The sequence below is a fragment of the Halomonas sp. Bachu 37 genome, assembly GCF_039691755.1.
GTDB lineage: Bacteria > Pseudomonadota > Gammaproteobacteria > Pseudomonadales > Halomonadaceae > Vreelandella > Vreelandella kashgarensis.
On sequence record NZ_CP137552.1, the window covers coordinates 3,276,482 to 3,290,993 of the forward strand.

Consider the following 14,512-nt stretch of genomic DNA (forward strand, 5'->3'; position numbering starts at 1 on the left):
GGTTTGGAGCCGGTAGAAGAGAAGATAGCTATAAATTGGCCTCTACCATCAACCCACCCACCAGCGCATTGTCGGTATCGTTCACACCGCCCGGGTGGATGACGTACTGCAGATTGGGGCGCAACACCAGCCAGTCGGCCACATGAAATCCGTAATAGATCTCGGCGTTGTACTCCTCGCTCTGTGCCGGACGCGGACCCGGAGAGGCTTGACCGCCTGACGCATCGCGGCGCATGTAGGTATCGTAGTGCTCGTTGACGTTGGCCCAGGCCAGACCGATGCCGAAATCATCTTTGGGGCGGGCATCGAAAGGTCCTTTGTACTGCATCCCGATCGAAACGTACTTGTCGATATAGGCCGTGTCCCGATCGTTCCACGTGCTCATGGAAAACAGCGACAATCCCCGCGAGACATCATCGTCACGAGTAGTGATCTGCTGGTCCACCACGTAGTAAAGCCCCATGCGATAGCTCTGCGTGGCATCTTCCCGGTCAGCCGTGTAATCCGTGGCACCGGCCGTGCTGTAGTAACCCCCGATCTTGTACTGTCCAGGTAGTGAATCGCTGCCCAGTTCGGGTGTCCAGCCGAACTCCACGGGAATCAAGGCGCCGGTGGTACCGCTGTGCTTGAGGTCCAGACCATTATCGGGATCGAGATTGGAGGGGTTGAGGTCGAACAGACCCATCTGCACGTAATGCTCGCCGGTGGCGTTCCACCTGACACGTGTTGCCCACTGGCTGACCGGCCAGTTGTACCAGATGGAACCCGCCTGGTTGCCCGGCTGGGCGCTGCCCAGATAAAGATTCTGGAAGCGGCTGTCGAACGTGGCGAAGTCGTCGCTGACCGGAATACGCCCGAGCTTGACGTCCAGCGCCTCGTCGAAAAACTGCTGCCGATACCAGAGCTGGGTAATACGAGTGACGTTGCCGCGACCATAGACCTCCTGAACCGACGAGACGCTACCGCTCTCCGGATAGACCAGACGATCCGTAGTGAGATTGTCTCCGTTGCGATTGGTCAGGGTGAATTGAAAGCTGGCATTCGGCAGGCCGAACAACGTATCGAGGTCAAATGAAATGCCGGTCGTCCACTGGTCGCTATAGCGCACCGTTCGATCACGGTTATAGCCACCATGAGCATTCCATGCCGACTCCGAAATATAGCCAAGGTTGAATTCCACACCCTGTTGCTCAAGGCTGCTGCGTTTGCCGTTCCAGTCGCCGAGCATCCAGGCCGAGCTCGAATCGAAAATGGAATTCGCCTGAACCGGACTAAAGACGGCCCATAAGCCAAGCGTCATCACCCCATAACGAAGCCCGTTGCTTGCCATAACTATCCCCCAACTCACCAGTCGTCCTGTCTCCCGAGCGTCAAGCGCATGGCTGCGATATACGATCCCGGCGTCGAGAAACACGTAACCGAAGGCCTCGAAGCCAAGCGGTGATAGAAGGGTAGCCCATGTCGCTGGCTTCGAGCAGCCAGTACTCCTATTAACTTTCTAATAAAAACCGTGTTATTGGATTAAATTCGTCAAGTCTACGACCTGTTAAACCTAACACTATTTCATGTGCCCAAATTGTTTTAAAAAAATACCGCGCGATGATTTTTAATTTTCAGAAATGGTGGCTAGCTTGTGTGTTGTATGGCTTGGTCATGACCAGCCAACGGCCAGGCTTCAGTTTCGTTTAATGACTAAAGGAGCATAGTCATGTTCAAGAAGCTTTTAATCACAACAGCCATCTCAACCGCACTGGCAACTTCCGGGTCCGCTATGGCACAGCAGTGGGACCAGGACAATCAATGGCAGGATCGGGATCGCTACAGCCAGGATAACCGCTGGAACGATGATCAGAACCGCCAGGACAATCAGTGGCGCGACGATCAGGACCGCTTCAATCAGGACAACCGCTGGCGCGACGATCAGAACCGTCAGGACAATCAGTGGCGCGACGACCGGGACCGCTACAATCAGGACAACCGCTGGCGCGACGATCAGAACCGTCAGGATAACCAGTGGCGCGACGACAACCGGGGCCGTCAGGACAACCAGTGGCGCGACGACAACCGGGGCCGCCAGGACAACCAATGGCGCGACGACAACCGGGGCCGCGATAACCAGTGGCGCGACGACAATCGGGGCCGCGATAACCAATGGCGCGACGACAACCGCGGCAACGATAACCAGTGGCGCGACGACAACCGGGGCCGCGACAATAACCAATGGCGCGATGACAACCGGGGCCGCGACAATAACCAATGGCGCGACGACAACCGCGGCAACGATAACCAGTGGCGCGACGATCAGAACCGCTACAATCAGGACAATCAGTGGCGCGATCAAGACAGCAATCGTTATAACCAGAACCGCAACTAAGCCGGCTTGGCAGCCTATGAATAAGCATGGGCTGCCATGAATCATGTAAACATTCGTTTTACCGGAGGCATCATGTTCAAGCGACTGATTATTGCGACTGCCGTATCGACCGCGCTCGCGACAAACGTGGCGGTAGCACAGCAAGACAACCGCAGCGGTAGCTACGGCTACGATAATTCCCAAAGAAACCAGCAAAGCTATCAATCACGAGATAACCAGGATCGTCAGCAATACCAGAATAATCGCTACAGCAGCGATTACGACCAAAGAGATCGTCAGCGTAACCAGGGATGGGAAGATCAGCGTCGTCAATATCAAAGCGATGACTATGACTATGGTTACGACCGCGAAGACCGCCAACGCAGCCAGTCGCGGGATCAGCAAGATCGTCAGCAGTATCGCGGCGATAGCTATGGGTATGGCGACGAGCAGAGAAATCAGCAAAGCCGTCGCAATGACCAATCTCAAGGCTCCGATCAGCGGAGCTCCTATATCTTCCTGCAAGGTTACATCGAAGGTAAGGAAGAAGGTCTTGAGCAGGGTCTGGTGAGAGGTTATCGACAGGGCTACATGCAGGGTATGCATGATGCCGCTCGCAGCCAGAACACAAGCGGTAGCCAAGGCAGCAATCAGCAAGGTTCCACAAACCAGGGTTCTACTGGCCAAGGCTCTAACAGTCAGAGCGGCATGGGGAACTCAGGAACTCAGCGCCGCATGGGGGCAGAAAGCCAGACCCCGCCGACTCCCGTGGGTTCAGAAGACTCAGAGGGACCAGCCGACACGCTGAGGTCGGAAGCTCAAAATAATTCGGATAACAATGGTTCGAATTCAAATGGCTCGAATTCCAACGATTCGGATTCCGATGAAGATTAAAAACGCTGGACGCTAGAAGGCAAGTCTAAAAGGTGCATGTTTTCATGCACCTTTTTTTGTGCCCGCTCGATGCTCACCACCTTATCGACAGACTCTGATGACCCGGAGACTGTCAGAAGTTATTCTTTTTCCGAGGCAAGCATTTCGAAACCCAGTTCACCTCTAGTCCCGCCATGGGCCAAAGACAGGAAAACAATAATGACAGTGATGACTGCCGAGCAGATCGAGCATTTTCTGGATGAGGTATTTCCCCAGCGTATGGGCAGAATCGAAAGCGTGGGCGATATGAGCGCTACCATGCGCTTGACCATAGGTAATGAGCATCTACGCCCGGGGCCTCGGGTTTCCGGCCCCACCATGATGGGCTTTGCCGATGTCGCGTTATATGTCGCGATACTGGCTCAGATCGGCCCCGAAGCGATGGCGGTCACCTGCGATCTGAATTGCCACTTCCTACGCGCCGCCTCCGGCGAGCACGATATTATCGCCCATGCCAAGCTGATCAAGCTCGGCCGTCGCCTGGCGGTAGGGGAAGTGCAGATTTTCTCCGCAAGCGATGAAACACGCCCGGTCGTCCATGTGACCGCGAGCTACGCACTGCCCGACAAGGAGTAAAGCAAGAGCGCCACAGCTACCCAGTGGCGCTCCCAGTTGCTCTGGCGTGCTGTCTCGAGTCCCTTCAAAGCGTCATGAAGGGTGAGTCTTTCTGATCGGTAAACGTGTACACCTCGTAGGGCTCTTTTTGAGGTCCCGGCATTCCCGGCGTTCCAATCGGCATGCCGGCCAGGCCAATGCCGTCTACGTCGGGCTGCTGTTCGAATAGCGCTTCGACCGCCTCCATCGGTACATGACCTTCGATCCAGTACTCGCCGATTTGGATGGTATGGCACGACCCCAGGCCGTAAGGCACGCCTGCCTGGAGCTTGATATCACCTAACTCGACATCATCAACAATCTTGACTTCCACACCCAACTCTTCCAGATGGCGGGCATAGCCATCACAGCAGCCACACTGCGGGTTCTTGTACATCGTGGCTTCGTCGGGTAGCGCTGCCTGAACCGAGGCGGCCCCCAGCAACAGGGCACTCGAAATTACAGAAGCGGTTAAACGGTTCATATGCGATCTCCTAGTGGGGCACGGCTAAACAGGTATTTAGTGAGCGAGGCGATACCTAACCCGATCAACAGTAGAAACGCTAAAGGCATGAGCCAACCAAACCAGCCCATGGAACCCATCAAAGCAAAGCAATCGGCATTCATCATGGCAAGCCTCCGCGCAGCAACCAAAGCAACATGGCCTAACAATGTATGAAGCTTACAACCCTGGGGTTACCCCAAGGTCAAGTGACAGATAGCGCATTCAACATATTGGTTGTTACAGATCATTTTTTTCCCGTTGGGTTCAGGCGTGCTTCAGCTTAAGGCCGTACTTGCCACCACAACATTAGAGATGATGAATACTACTCAGGCCAAGTCGGGAGCAATGCTCACTTCGACTGGCACTCATACCAGCCGAGATATCCGACGGTCAGTCCCTGCTCCAGCGAAAAGTGCAGCTCCGCCTCAATGAGTTCTCCTGATTCAGGCTTCTCCTCGCTGTCAGAAGCCACCCGCATTTCCAAACCTTCAGCAGAGAGTTTCAAGCCCTCCTCCAGGCTTTCATAGCCCGGCGCCTTGTCTGCTGAAAGCTCCACCAGCCGACCATGGATCTTGGTCACGCCAAGCGGTTCTTCGCTATGATCAGCGTTGCTTATCGCCAGGATCGGCAGGCTTTCGGCGGTATAACGGTAGGCGCAATACGAAACGTCGCCCAACACCTTCGCGATCTCGGCGTCTTCCATCGTCTGCGGATCAATGGCCGGTATATCAGGCGACTGAACAGCTTCCTGCGCACCGACCACTTCAGGAGACGGACCTTGCATTGTCGAATTTTTCGTATCAGCAGTCGCGGAATCACCATAGCCGCCGAACAAAGCGATGCCTGACACGACAGCAGAGAAGAGAAACGTCTTTCGAGCGTGGCTTGGTAAACGAGTCAACATTATTCTGCCCTCTCAAGGTCGCGGATAAGGTACTTCATCTCGGCAATTTCGCGACGCTGCGCAGCAATGATATCGTCGGCCAACTTACGAACGCGAGGATCTGTAATCTGCGCGCGTTCGCTTGTCATGATCGCGATCGAATGGTGAGGAATCATCGCCTTCATGTACGCCGTGTCGTCAACCGTCGCTTGGCTACGGACGAGCCATAACGCAGCGATAAAGAGCAGAGCACTTCCCACGTAAATCGCGATATTCATCATTTTCTTCTGGTACATGTTGAGCATGAAACTCAGCATCACAACAGCCATCACAGCACCCATGACCAAGGCCATCCAGGCTCTGGTTTCGCTCCAAAACACGTGCTCGAAGGCATAGGTATTGAGGTACATCACCCCATACATGATTATCGTGGACGTCGTAACCATCGCGCCGAAACGCCAGTAAGACATGTTCATCGCTTTTTCCTTTTAATGTCCGTGGGCTGTTGAATTTTCCGTATCGAAATCAGCAAACTCATCTGCCGTCATGCCGGGAAGACGCATGACGAAGGCAACGATTTCCCAGAGTTCATCATCGCTGTGCGTTGGACCGAACGCAGGCATCCCACTCATGCGAACGCCGTGCTCTACCAACCAGAACACCTCGTTGGGTTCCCATTCTGAAACCACGTCGGGAAGATGCGGCGGTTGAGGCAGCATACCCTGGGCCCATTCACTCTTTTCTTCCCCCGGGCCGCCGTGACAGTGTTGGCACATTGATTTGTAGCGAGTTGCGCCAGGAGCAACCATTGCGTCATCGAGCAACGGCACCTCAATGTCTTCGGCCCGATCCGAAATCGAGTTTTTCATCGTGGTTTCGAGCGCCCACCGAACGACGGGTTGGTGATCTTCGGTCGCGGCCACGTTATAGGCACCCGAATACGCTACCCAAATACCGACAACGAACGCAATCAGAACCACCGCTGCTAACGCAACGGCTGCACCTATCGCGAGTTGCCGCGTTTTCGTCTGCATAACGTCACCTCACGTTTAGCCAGGGCGAGTTAAGCTCGTCCTTGTCTACGTGACCGGATCCGAACAGTGAAGTTTCGACCAATACACTAAGCTTACAGAATTGTAATGTTACATTTTTTCTGGCCTTGCTTCGGTTAATGCTATCCGGGCAAGAAGGGAGCCGGGCAGTTCATACTCGTCGAAAGGGCGGTTTAGGCCGGGTTTCACTTGCAATGGTATTCTTTCGGTAGACTTTCAGTCGCACAAAGCTTCGGTCCGTCCGTCCGATTTGCCGCCTCGAGCTGCACAATGAGCTACTGCCAGGAGCCGCCTGTGAAAAAGCTGCCATTAAAAATCATGGTTGCAGAAGATGAGCCCAAAACCGGCGTGTACTTGAAACAGGGATTGACTGAGGCAGGGTTTGTCGTTGATCTCGTGACTAATGGTGCCGACGCGTTCCAGCAAGCCGTCAACGAGCCTTATGGCCTGCTAGTGCTCGATGTAATGATGCCTGATATGGATGGTTGGCAAGTGCTTGAAAACGTTCGTGCGGCCGGACGGCAGACGCCAACCTTATTTCTGACTGCGCGCGATCGGGTCGAGGACCGCGTGAAGGGACTCGAACTCGGAGCGGACGACTATCTAATCAAACCGTTTGCCTTTTCCGAGTTGCTTGCCCGGGTGAAATCGCTGCTTCGCCGAGGAAATGGCACCGCCTTCCAGCCAACCTTGATCATTGAAGATCTCCAGCTGGACCTAATCAAGCGGCGAGCAGCGCGCGGCGGCAGACGTATCGACCTGACCGCTAAAGAATTCATGTTGTTGGAGCTACTGCTTCGCCACTGTGGTGAAGTGCTATCCAAATCGTTTATTGCATCAAAAGTCTGGGGTATCGATTTCGATAGCGATACCAACATCATCGAAGTCGCTATTCGACGGCTGCGAGCGAAAATCGATGATGATTTCCCGATAAAGCTGATCCATACCGTACGCGGCATGGGTTACCTTATCGACGAGCCAGGATCTCGCTAGGCTTACGCTGGAATTGATGGCTCCCGCGCTACGGGTAACTTCATCCCGAACGTGGTAATACCGTCAGCGGATTGACAGTAAATCGCTCCGCTGTGTGCCTCGACGATGGAGCGAGTGATAGCCATCCCCAAACCGGCATTCAATGTGCTTCCCTCACGTCTGGCCGTATCGATACGGTAAAAACGATCGAACAAATTGTCGATGTGCTCGGGCGGGATCGTTGGCCCGTGATTGCTTACTTCAAAACTCACCCACTGACCAACCCGAGATAGCTGAACATCGATCGTGGTGCCTGCGTCGCCGTAGCGAACTGCGTTGGACATGATGTTCGAAACCGCCCTGCGCAGCATGAGATTGTCGCCTCGCACCCGTGCCGCACCCTGACGATGCATGATGAGCTTGATGCCTTTCTCGTCAGCGGCATACTCGTAGTACTCCAGCACGCTCGAAGTTATCCTGGCCAGGTCTTGATCGTCGAAGTCTGGAGTGATCATGCCATTGTCGGCTTTCGCCAGGAAAAGCATATCGTCAACCATGCGTGACATCCGGCGTAGCTCTTCGAGGGTAGAATAAAGAACCTCCTTGTAGTCGGCATTTTCACGATCCTGGATTAACGCCACTTCTGTCTGCGTCAGCATGCTGTTGAGAGGATTGCGCAGCTCGTGGGCGATATCGGCGGAAAAATTCGATAACCGTAGAAAGGATTGGTCCAGTCGCTCGAGCATTGCATTGAAGTTAGCAACGAGCTCATGCAGCTCGGCTGGCACAGACGCAGTTGAAATACGCGTATCCAGGCAGTGTGCCGTGATCATGGAAGACGTCTTCGAGAGCCGGGATATCGGCTTGAGGCCGCGGCGGATGAAGACGAAGCCGAGCGCGCCACTGAGAATGGCGCTGGCGATGAGGGTGTAGATGAACCATCGCCGGATCATTTCGAAGAATTGAGCGCGGTGTGTCACGTCCATGGCCAGTTGGACCGTTCCTCCCTCTCCACCGGCCCACTCCTCGATCCACTCGGTTATACCGCTGTAACGCTTTTCCCCTAACTGGACTACCCATCGGCTGTCTTGCGAGGGGCTTAGCAATGTAGACAACTCCTCGGACAGATTGTGGTGTGAGTACATGATCCGATCGCCCGACATGATAGCAGCCGCAAAGCCAAACGAAGTGTCGAACAAGCGTTGGATATCCGAGACCATCCCCGGGTCGAAATCATCTTCTCGCGTTATTATCGCCCTCAGGGCAGAGACTTTGGAATCGAGAGCCTGGGCGTCCTGTCTTTCGAAATGAAGTCGAGAAAAATAGTTAAAGCTGACAGCCGCGAGCGTGAGCACAGCGGTCACGACCATTACGAAAAGAAGTGTAGTGGTCAAGTGTTTTTGGCCACCGAATTTTGAGTATTCCAGTAGTTCTTTTCTGCCACATTCGGCGGTAGGCCACCGTTATGCTTGTGCGGCCTGAGGCTGCTGTAGTAACCGATCATATAATCAGTGACAGATTGCTTCGCCGCCGCAACATTGGGGTAGCCAATCTCTGGCATCCATTCCGTTTTCAGACTCCTGAAGAAGCGCTCTGTCGGGGCATTATCCCAGCAATTGCCACGGCGACTGAGACTCTGCGTCATCCGGTAGCGCCAGAGCATCTGTCGGAATGCCAGGCTGGTGTACTGGCAACCCTGATCCGAATGAAACAGAATGTCCGGTGGCTCTCGACGCGATTCGTAGGCCATGGTCAGTGCCTTCTTCACCAGCTCCGTATTCGGAGACAAGGACAATGCCCAGCCCACGGGTTTACGGGCATACAAATCGATGACCACCGCCAGATAAGCCCAGCGTGCCCCTGTCCAAATATAGGTAATGTCGCCGGTCCATACCTGATTGGGCTCCTTTACGTCGAATTCCCGATCGAGAAAATTCGGGATATCCAGGTGCGGCTGATCCGCCTTCTTGTAGGCGTGGCTTGGCGGCTGTGTGCTCACCAGCCCCAACTGCTTCATCCGTCTGCTGGCCCGGTAACGACTCAGCGATGTTCCAGCCTGCGTGACCATTTTGGCGATGCTGCGAGCGCCGGCAGAGCCGTTACTGACGGTATGCGCCTCGACAACCTGGTCCAGCAGCTTCTGCTCAGTCTCACAGGGCCTTCTGTCCCGGTCACGCCAGGCCCGGTAGCTACTGCGATGCACCCCAAACACCTGGCACAAGTGCTGCACCGCATAGCTCTCTTCAAGTCGCTCGATTATCGAGAATTGTTCAGGGAGTCCGACATCAAGAGAGCAGTAGCCTTTTTTAATATTTCCTTCTCTTCCTCCACCCGCCGCAGCTTGCGCTTCAGTTCCTGAATCTCACGCTGTTCCGGCGTCAGAGCCTCACCTTTCAGCGGAGTCTTGCCTGCCCGCTCAGCACGAAGCCTGCGTACCCAATACTCCATGGTGGATTTGCCAACGCCCATGGCCTCACACGCCGCCTTCAGCGAGTAACCCTGATCGACCACGAGCTGGGCCGCCTCCAAGCGAAATTCCGGACTGAACGCTCTCTTCTTCGTCATCATCTGCACCTGACTGTCTATGTGAGTGATCATACACTCAAAATCAGGTGGCCAGATTCACTGTGCCACTACAAAGAGCCATCCGTCCCCTTAGCGACAACTTGTTCATTTCGCTCTCCTCGGTCATTGAAACGAACAAAACACTACCAATGCCCAGGTGCGAGATGGATTGACAGTATTTTTGGCTGAATTCAGCCTATCTTCAGGTTGGTGCGTTACAAGTGAGCCTCCCTGACTAAATCAATGAGGTAATCCCATGCGTAAGGTTTTATTACTGACGCTGGTCCTAGGTATCACTACGTCAGCTGCCTTTGCAGCCGGTGAGCACGGTGATTTACATACATCGGTGAGCGATGCCGAAGTTGATCGTACCATCCGTTTCGAGGCTGGTGACATGTGGTTCGATCCTGTGGGGCTCGATATAGTCCCCAGGGAGACCATAAGGTTTGAGATAATCAATACCGGCAATCTCGAACATGAATTCGTGATCGGCGATGCCGAGGCCCAGGAGGAGCATCGCAAGTTGATGCTGGAAATGGGAGGCAGCCATGGTAATGGAGGACATGGAGGTCATGCTATGGTTGAGGGAGAGCATGGCAGCTATATGCCCTCTGTGACCATTGCGCCGGGTGACACAGCAGACCTCGTCTGGACCGCCCCAGAGAATATCGACGGTCTGGAATATGCTTGCAACATTCCGGGGCACTATGAAGCTGGAATGTACGGTAACTTTGATACTCAGGGGTGATCCCGTCGCATGAAACTGTTGCTATTGGAAGACGATGACCTGTTGGCGGAAAGCCTAGCAGAGAGTCTTAAAGACAACGGTTACCTGGTCGATTTGGCCGCCTCGGTGAGGGCGGCTAAGTCGCTTATGGCAACCGAGAAGTACGAGCTTGCCATTATCGATATTGGCTTACCCGATGGCTCGGGGCTTGAGCTACTCACCCATTGGCGGCAGCAAAAGCAGGACAATTCCATCTTGATTCTCACCGCGCGGGATACCTGGGAGGATAAGGTGGTCGGCTTGGAGAAAGGCGCGGACGACTATCTCACCAAACCCTTTCACGAAGCCGAACTCATGGCACGCTTGAAAGCCTTGCGGCGACGGCGTTCGGGGCAACTTTCTGCGCGGCTATCGCTTGGTGGCGTGGTTCTGGACGAAGCCAGCCAATGCGTTAACGTGGATGGCAAGCCCGAACAGCCGTTGACGGCTACCGAGTTCCGCCTGCTGCGCTATTTGATGCATCATCCGAATCGTGTTCATTCCAAAGAGCACTTGTTAGATCAACTTTACGCACTTGAGCAGGACGCAGCCGCTTCTAATCTGATAGAAGTCTATATTGCCCGCTTACGCCGCTATGTGGGCAAGCCGCTGATTCAAACCCGCCGTGGCCAAGGGTATGTGTTCATTGCGGATTAATCGACGTAGTTTGCGCTTTCGTCTTCTGACATGGCTGGGCGGCGTGGCGTTGCTGGTAGTCGTGCTTACTTGGCTGCTTCACGGGATTTTCTTGCAGAGCCTCGCTCGAGATTTTTTGGGCGAACGCTTACAGCGCGAAGCCGACCACGCGGTAGCACAGCTCCAGCAAGACCAAACCACCGTGCCCACCTCGCTCGCCTCGGTCAGCCACGGCTACCAAATCTTTCATCACTTATATGTACTGCGCCTCAACGATACGGTGAGCGCCTCCGCCCCCGAATGGCAGCGTCAACTTGCCCCACTACTCGAGGAAATTGGCGATACGCTGCTGGACGTTAAACACGGCGAGCAGCACCTGCTGGTCTACCGTCGCCATTTTCAGTGGCAGGACGTAGACGGCGTGCTGCTGGTGGGGGAAGATTTTTCTCAAGTAGAAGAAGGATTGGCCACTCTGCACTGGTGGATAGCCGGCATTGCCGCAGGACTGCTGGTGATGCTAATCACGCTTAACATGCTGGCCGTTAGCCGGAGTCTAACACCGTTATCGCAGCTACGTGGACAACTGGCAGCACTGCAAGCAGGCGAGCGCCGGCGTCTTTCGCTTGACGCCCCGGCCGAGCTCGACGCCTTGGTCGCCCAGCTCAACCGCTTTATGGATGACATCGACTTGCGCCTTCAGCGCTCACGGGAGTCGGTCGCCAATCTTTCCCATGCGCTGAAAACCCCGCTTGCGGCTGTCACACAAGTGCTTCGAGGAAACCGACCAATTGACGAAAACCGCCGACATAAACTTCTCAGTCGAATAGAAGATATCAATACTCAACTGGATGCTGAGCTGCGCCGCGCACGCATCGCGGGCCCCAATGCAGGACGCATGGCGCACCTTTCACGGGATAGCCAACGCTTGATCGAGATGTTCCGCACCCTCTATCCCGAGCGTGAATTTCAACTCACCGATAGCGGTCACGGCCAAGAGCAGGTCCCCATTGAGGCCCACGACTTTGCCGAAATGCTCGGGATCGTGCTTGATAATGCGGGCAAATGGAGCCGTTCGCAGGTACGTTGCCATCTGGCACTGGCCGACTCGCTGACCGTTATCATTGATGATGACGGGCAAGGCGTGGCCGAGAGCGACCTTGCCAAGCTAGGCGAGCGTGGTACACGACTCGACGAATGCCACCCTGGATACGGCTTGGGGCTGGCGATTCTGACTCAGCTGGTAACGCGTTATGCCGGTTCTTCACGCTTTGAACGCAGCCCGCTGGGCGGTTTGCGCGTGGTGATCATCTTGCCCTTGGACCTTTTCAGCGAGCATTAGTCGCTGTTCAGCTTTGATTCAGCTTCTTCCATCAAGATGTGCTAATTGCCTTTGATGGAGTTATGCATGTCACGCTCACGTATCATTTCTCACCCGCTCTCACGCCGTCAGGTGTTGAAAGGCGGTGCCGCCCTTGGGCTAGGCTCCGCCGCGGCCATGGGGTTAACTCCCGCCTGGGCGTCTCCCTGGGGCAGAACCAACACCTACCCTCATGGTAGTGAAGAAGGCCCCAATGTTGCGTTGGCAATTCGTCGTGAATCATTACCGATCGACGGCAAGGACGCGCGCCCCATCAGTATCAACGGCACCAGCCCCGGGCCGATGATCCGACTCAAGGAAGGCCAGGATGCCGTGCTGAGGGTGACCAATCTCTTGGATGAGCCCACCTCGGTTCACTGGCATGGCCTGATCCTGCCGCCCGAGATGGACGGCGTGCCGGGGGTGAGCTTTCCCGGTATTGAGCCGGGCGAGACCTTTACCTATCGCTTCCCCGTCCGCCAGAACGGTACCTACTGGTACCACAGCCACTCAGGCGTTCAGGAGCAGCTTGGCCACGCCGGGCCATTGATTATCGACGCTGCCGGGCGTGAACCTTTTCGCTACGACCGTGAGCATGTGTTGCTGCTCACCGATTGGACGTTCGAAGATCCGATGTCGGTGTTTCGCAACCTGAAAACCATGGAAGGCTATTACAACTTCCAGGAGCGTACGGTGGCTGATTTCTTCGCCGACGTACGCCAAAACGGTTTCTCCCATACTGTCCAAATGCGCAGCATGTGGGCCAAGATGCGCATGAGCTCGCGGGATATCGCCGACGTTACCGGCAGCACCTACACCTACCTGCTCAACGGCCATTCACCCCAGGAGAACTGGACGGCGCTGTTCAAGACCGGTGAGCGCGTGCGATTGCGGGTGATCAATGGCTCGGCGATGTCGTATTTCGACGTGCGCATACCCGGTCTGAAAATGACCGTGGTCGCCGCCGATGGCCAGCCGGTACAGCCCGTTCCTGTCGATGAATTCCGTATTGGCGTGGCCGAAACCTACGATGTGCTGGTGTCTCCCGAAGACGACCAGGCCTACACCATCTTTGCCGAATCCATGGACCGCAGCGGCTATGCCCGCGCCACTCTGGCCCCGCGCGAAGGCATGCAGGCCGAAATCCCTGAGCGCCGCCAAATTGCCGACCGCGGCATGGAAGCCATGGGTGCCCACGACATGGGCGGTATGGATCATTCCGGTATGTCCGGCAGTGACATACAAGACATGGATCACTCAAATATGTCCGAAGATGGCATAGAAGGAATGGACCACTCCAATATGGCGGACAGTGAGATGGAGAACATGGACCTTGGTGATATGGAAGGCATGGACCATGGCAGCGGCATGGAAAAAGAAAGCGCCAAGACCCGCGAAAACGGCATGCTGGTTGCCGGTGAAGCTCAACCCGGCTCGCGCTATGACCAGGCAGGTATTGGCATCGATCCCGATGCGCGCCGCGTGCTAGTGTACCGCGACCTGAAAGCCTTTACTCCATGGCCAGACCGGCGTGAACCCGGCCGCGAACTTGAGCTGCACTTGACCGGCAACATGGAACGCTACATGTGGTCGTTCGATGGCAAGAAGTTCAGTGAAGTGTCCGGCCCCATCCACTTCGAGAAGGACGAGCGGCTACGCCTGATCCTGATCAACGACACCATGATGGAGCATCCCATTCACCTTCATGGCATGTGGATGGAACTGGAGAACGGCCAGGGAGAGCTGATACCCCGCAAGCACACACTGAACGTTAAGCCCGGGGAGCGGGTATCGGCGCTGATCACCGCGGATGCCGAGGGCAGCTGGGCCTTCCACTGCCATCTTCTCTATCACATGGATGCCGGCATGTTCCGCGTTGTTCAGGTTTCTTAAGGA

Annotated in this window: 16 protein-coding genes; 8 read left to right on the forward strand and 8 right to left on the reverse strand. The window is 55.2% G+C overall.

Translation table 11 applies throughout. The annotated features are described in order from the left end of the window. Nucleotides 1–28: 28 nt before the first annotated feature. A complete protein-coding gene (locus tag R5M92_RS15055; protein WP_346796781.1) occupies nucleotides 29–1,330 on the reverse strand; it encodes a carbohydrate porin in 1,302 nt (433 codons plus the stop codon). Between the two features lie 378 nt (nucleotides 1,331–1,708). On the opposite strand from R5M92_RS15055, the gene R5M92_RS15060 reads away from it, so the two are divergent. From R5M92_RS15060 to R5M92_RS15070, 3 genes are all read left to right on the forward strand, one after another. Further along, nucleotides 1,709–2,374 (forward strand): hypothetical protein, encoded by a 666-nt coding sequence (locus tag R5M92_RS15060; protein WP_346796782.1) that lies wholly within the window; start codon nucleotides 1,709–1,711, stop codon nucleotides 2,372–2,374. A gap of 72 nt (nucleotides 2,375–2,446) precedes the next feature. After that, complete coding sequence (locus R5M92_RS15065; protein ID WP_346796783.1) at nucleotides 2,447–3,247, forward strand: hypothetical protein; 801 nt, start codon at nucleotides 2,447–2,449, stop codon at nucleotides 3,245–3,247. A 198-nt stretch (nucleotides 3,248–3,445) separates the two neighbouring features. Then, the gene (locus R5M92_RS15070) at nucleotides 3,446–3,862 is read left to right on the forward strand and encodes a PaaI family thioesterase (RefSeq protein WP_346796784.1); all 417 of its coding nucleotides are present in this window, start codon (nucleotides 3,446–3,448) and stop codon (nucleotides 3,860–3,862) included. A gap of 64 nt (nucleotides 3,863–3,926) precedes the next feature. Here R5M92_RS15070 and R5M92_RS15075 read toward each other — a convergent pair whose 3' ends face one another. From R5M92_RS15075 to R5M92_RS15095, 5 genes are all read right to left on the reverse strand, one after another. Continuing rightward, nucleotides 3,927–4,364, reverse strand: a complete 438-nt coding sequence (locus tag R5M92_RS15075) for a DUF411 domain-containing protein (RefSeq protein ID WP_346796785.1) — start codon at nucleotides 4,362–4,364, stop codon at nucleotides 3,927–3,929. After that, a complete protein-coding gene (locus R5M92_RS15080; RefSeq protein ID WP_346796786.1) occupies nucleotides 4,361–4,510 on the reverse strand; it encodes a hypothetical protein in 150 nt (49 codons plus the stop codon). Before R5M92_RS15080 ends, R5M92_RS15075 begins: the two co-directional genes overlap by 4 nt. Before the next feature lie 224 nt (nucleotides 4,511–4,734). Continuing rightward, nucleotides 4,735–5,289: a hypothetical protein gene (locus R5M92_RS15085; protein ID WP_346796787.1), complete on the reverse strand. Its 555-nt coding sequence runs from the start codon at nucleotides 5,287–5,289 to the stop codon at nucleotides 4,735–4,737. Beyond that, complete coding sequence (locus tag R5M92_RS15090) at nucleotides 5,289–5,744, reverse strand: DUF305 domain-containing protein (RefSeq protein WP_346796788.1); 456 nt, start codon at nucleotides 5,742–5,744, stop codon at nucleotides 5,289–5,291. The genes R5M92_RS15085 and R5M92_RS15090 overlap by 1 nt, the downstream gene beginning before the upstream one ends. Nucleotides 5,745–5,756: 12 nt before the next feature. Next, nucleotides 5,757–6,302 carry a cytochrome c gene (locus tag R5M92_RS15095; protein WP_346796789.1) on the reverse strand — a complete coding sequence of 182 codons (546 nt, stop codon included), beginning with the start codon at nucleotides 6,300–6,302 and terminating at the stop codon, nucleotides 5,757–5,759. A gap of 336 nt (nucleotides 6,303–6,638) precedes the next feature. Between R5M92_RS15095 and R5M92_RS15100 the strand changes: the two genes are divergently transcribed. Continuing rightward, nucleotides 6,639–7,313, forward strand: coding sequence for a heavy metal response regulator transcription factor (locus R5M92_RS15100; protein ID WP_346799401.1), 675 nt, complete (start codon nucleotides 6,639–6,641; stop codon nucleotides 7,311–7,313). A gap of 2 nt (nucleotides 7,314–7,315) precedes the next feature. On the opposite strand, the gene R5M92_RS15105 is transcribed toward R5M92_RS15100, so the two are convergent. Both R5M92_RS15105 and R5M92_RS15110 read right to left on the reverse strand, forming a co-directional pair. Then, nucleotides 7,316–8,686, reverse strand: coding sequence for a heavy metal sensor histidine kinase (locus R5M92_RS15105; RefSeq protein WP_346796790.1), 1,371 nt, complete (start codon nucleotides 8,684–8,686; stop codon nucleotides 7,316–7,318). Beyond that, nucleotides 8,683–9,857, reverse strand: a protein-coding gene (locus tag R5M92_RS15110) for an IS3 family transposase (protein WP_346795833.1) whose coding sequence is annotated in 2 segments (ribosomal slippage) — nucleotides 8,683–9,602 and nucleotides 9,602–9,857 — 1,176 coding nt in all. Because the reading frame shifts where the segments join, the coding sequence is not laid out codon by codon here. Before R5M92_RS15110 ends, R5M92_RS15105 begins: the two co-directional genes overlap by 4 nt. A gap of 256 nt (nucleotides 9,858–10,113) precedes the next feature. Here R5M92_RS15110 and R5M92_RS15115 point away from each other — a divergent pair. From R5M92_RS15115 to R5M92_RS15130, 4 genes are all read left to right on the forward strand, one after another. After that, the gene (locus R5M92_RS15115; RefSeq protein WP_346796791.1) at nucleotides 10,114–10,605 is read left to right on the forward strand and encodes a copper-binding protein; all 492 of its coding nucleotides are present in this window, start codon (nucleotides 10,114–10,116) and stop codon (nucleotides 10,603–10,605) included. A gap of 9 nt (nucleotides 10,606–10,614) precedes the next feature. Then, nucleotides 10,615–11,280 carry a response regulator transcription factor gene (locus R5M92_RS15120; protein WP_346796792.1) on the forward strand — a complete coding sequence of 222 codons (666 nt, stop codon included), beginning with the start codon at nucleotides 10,615–10,617 and terminating at the stop codon, nucleotides 11,278–11,280. Between the two features lie 10 nt (nucleotides 11,281–11,290). Further along, nucleotides 11,291–12,598: an ATP-binding protein gene (locus tag R5M92_RS15125; protein WP_346796793.1), complete on the forward strand. Its 1,308-nt coding sequence runs from the start codon at nucleotides 11,291–11,293 to the stop codon at nucleotides 12,596–12,598. Nucleotides 12,599–12,664: 66 nt separating this feature from the next. Next, nucleotides 12,665–14,509, forward strand: a complete 1,845-nt coding sequence (locus tag R5M92_RS15130; protein WP_346796794.1) for a copper resistance system multicopper oxidase — start codon at nucleotides 12,665–12,667, stop codon at nucleotides 14,507–14,509. Nucleotides 14,510–14,512 lie beyond the last annotated feature (3 nt).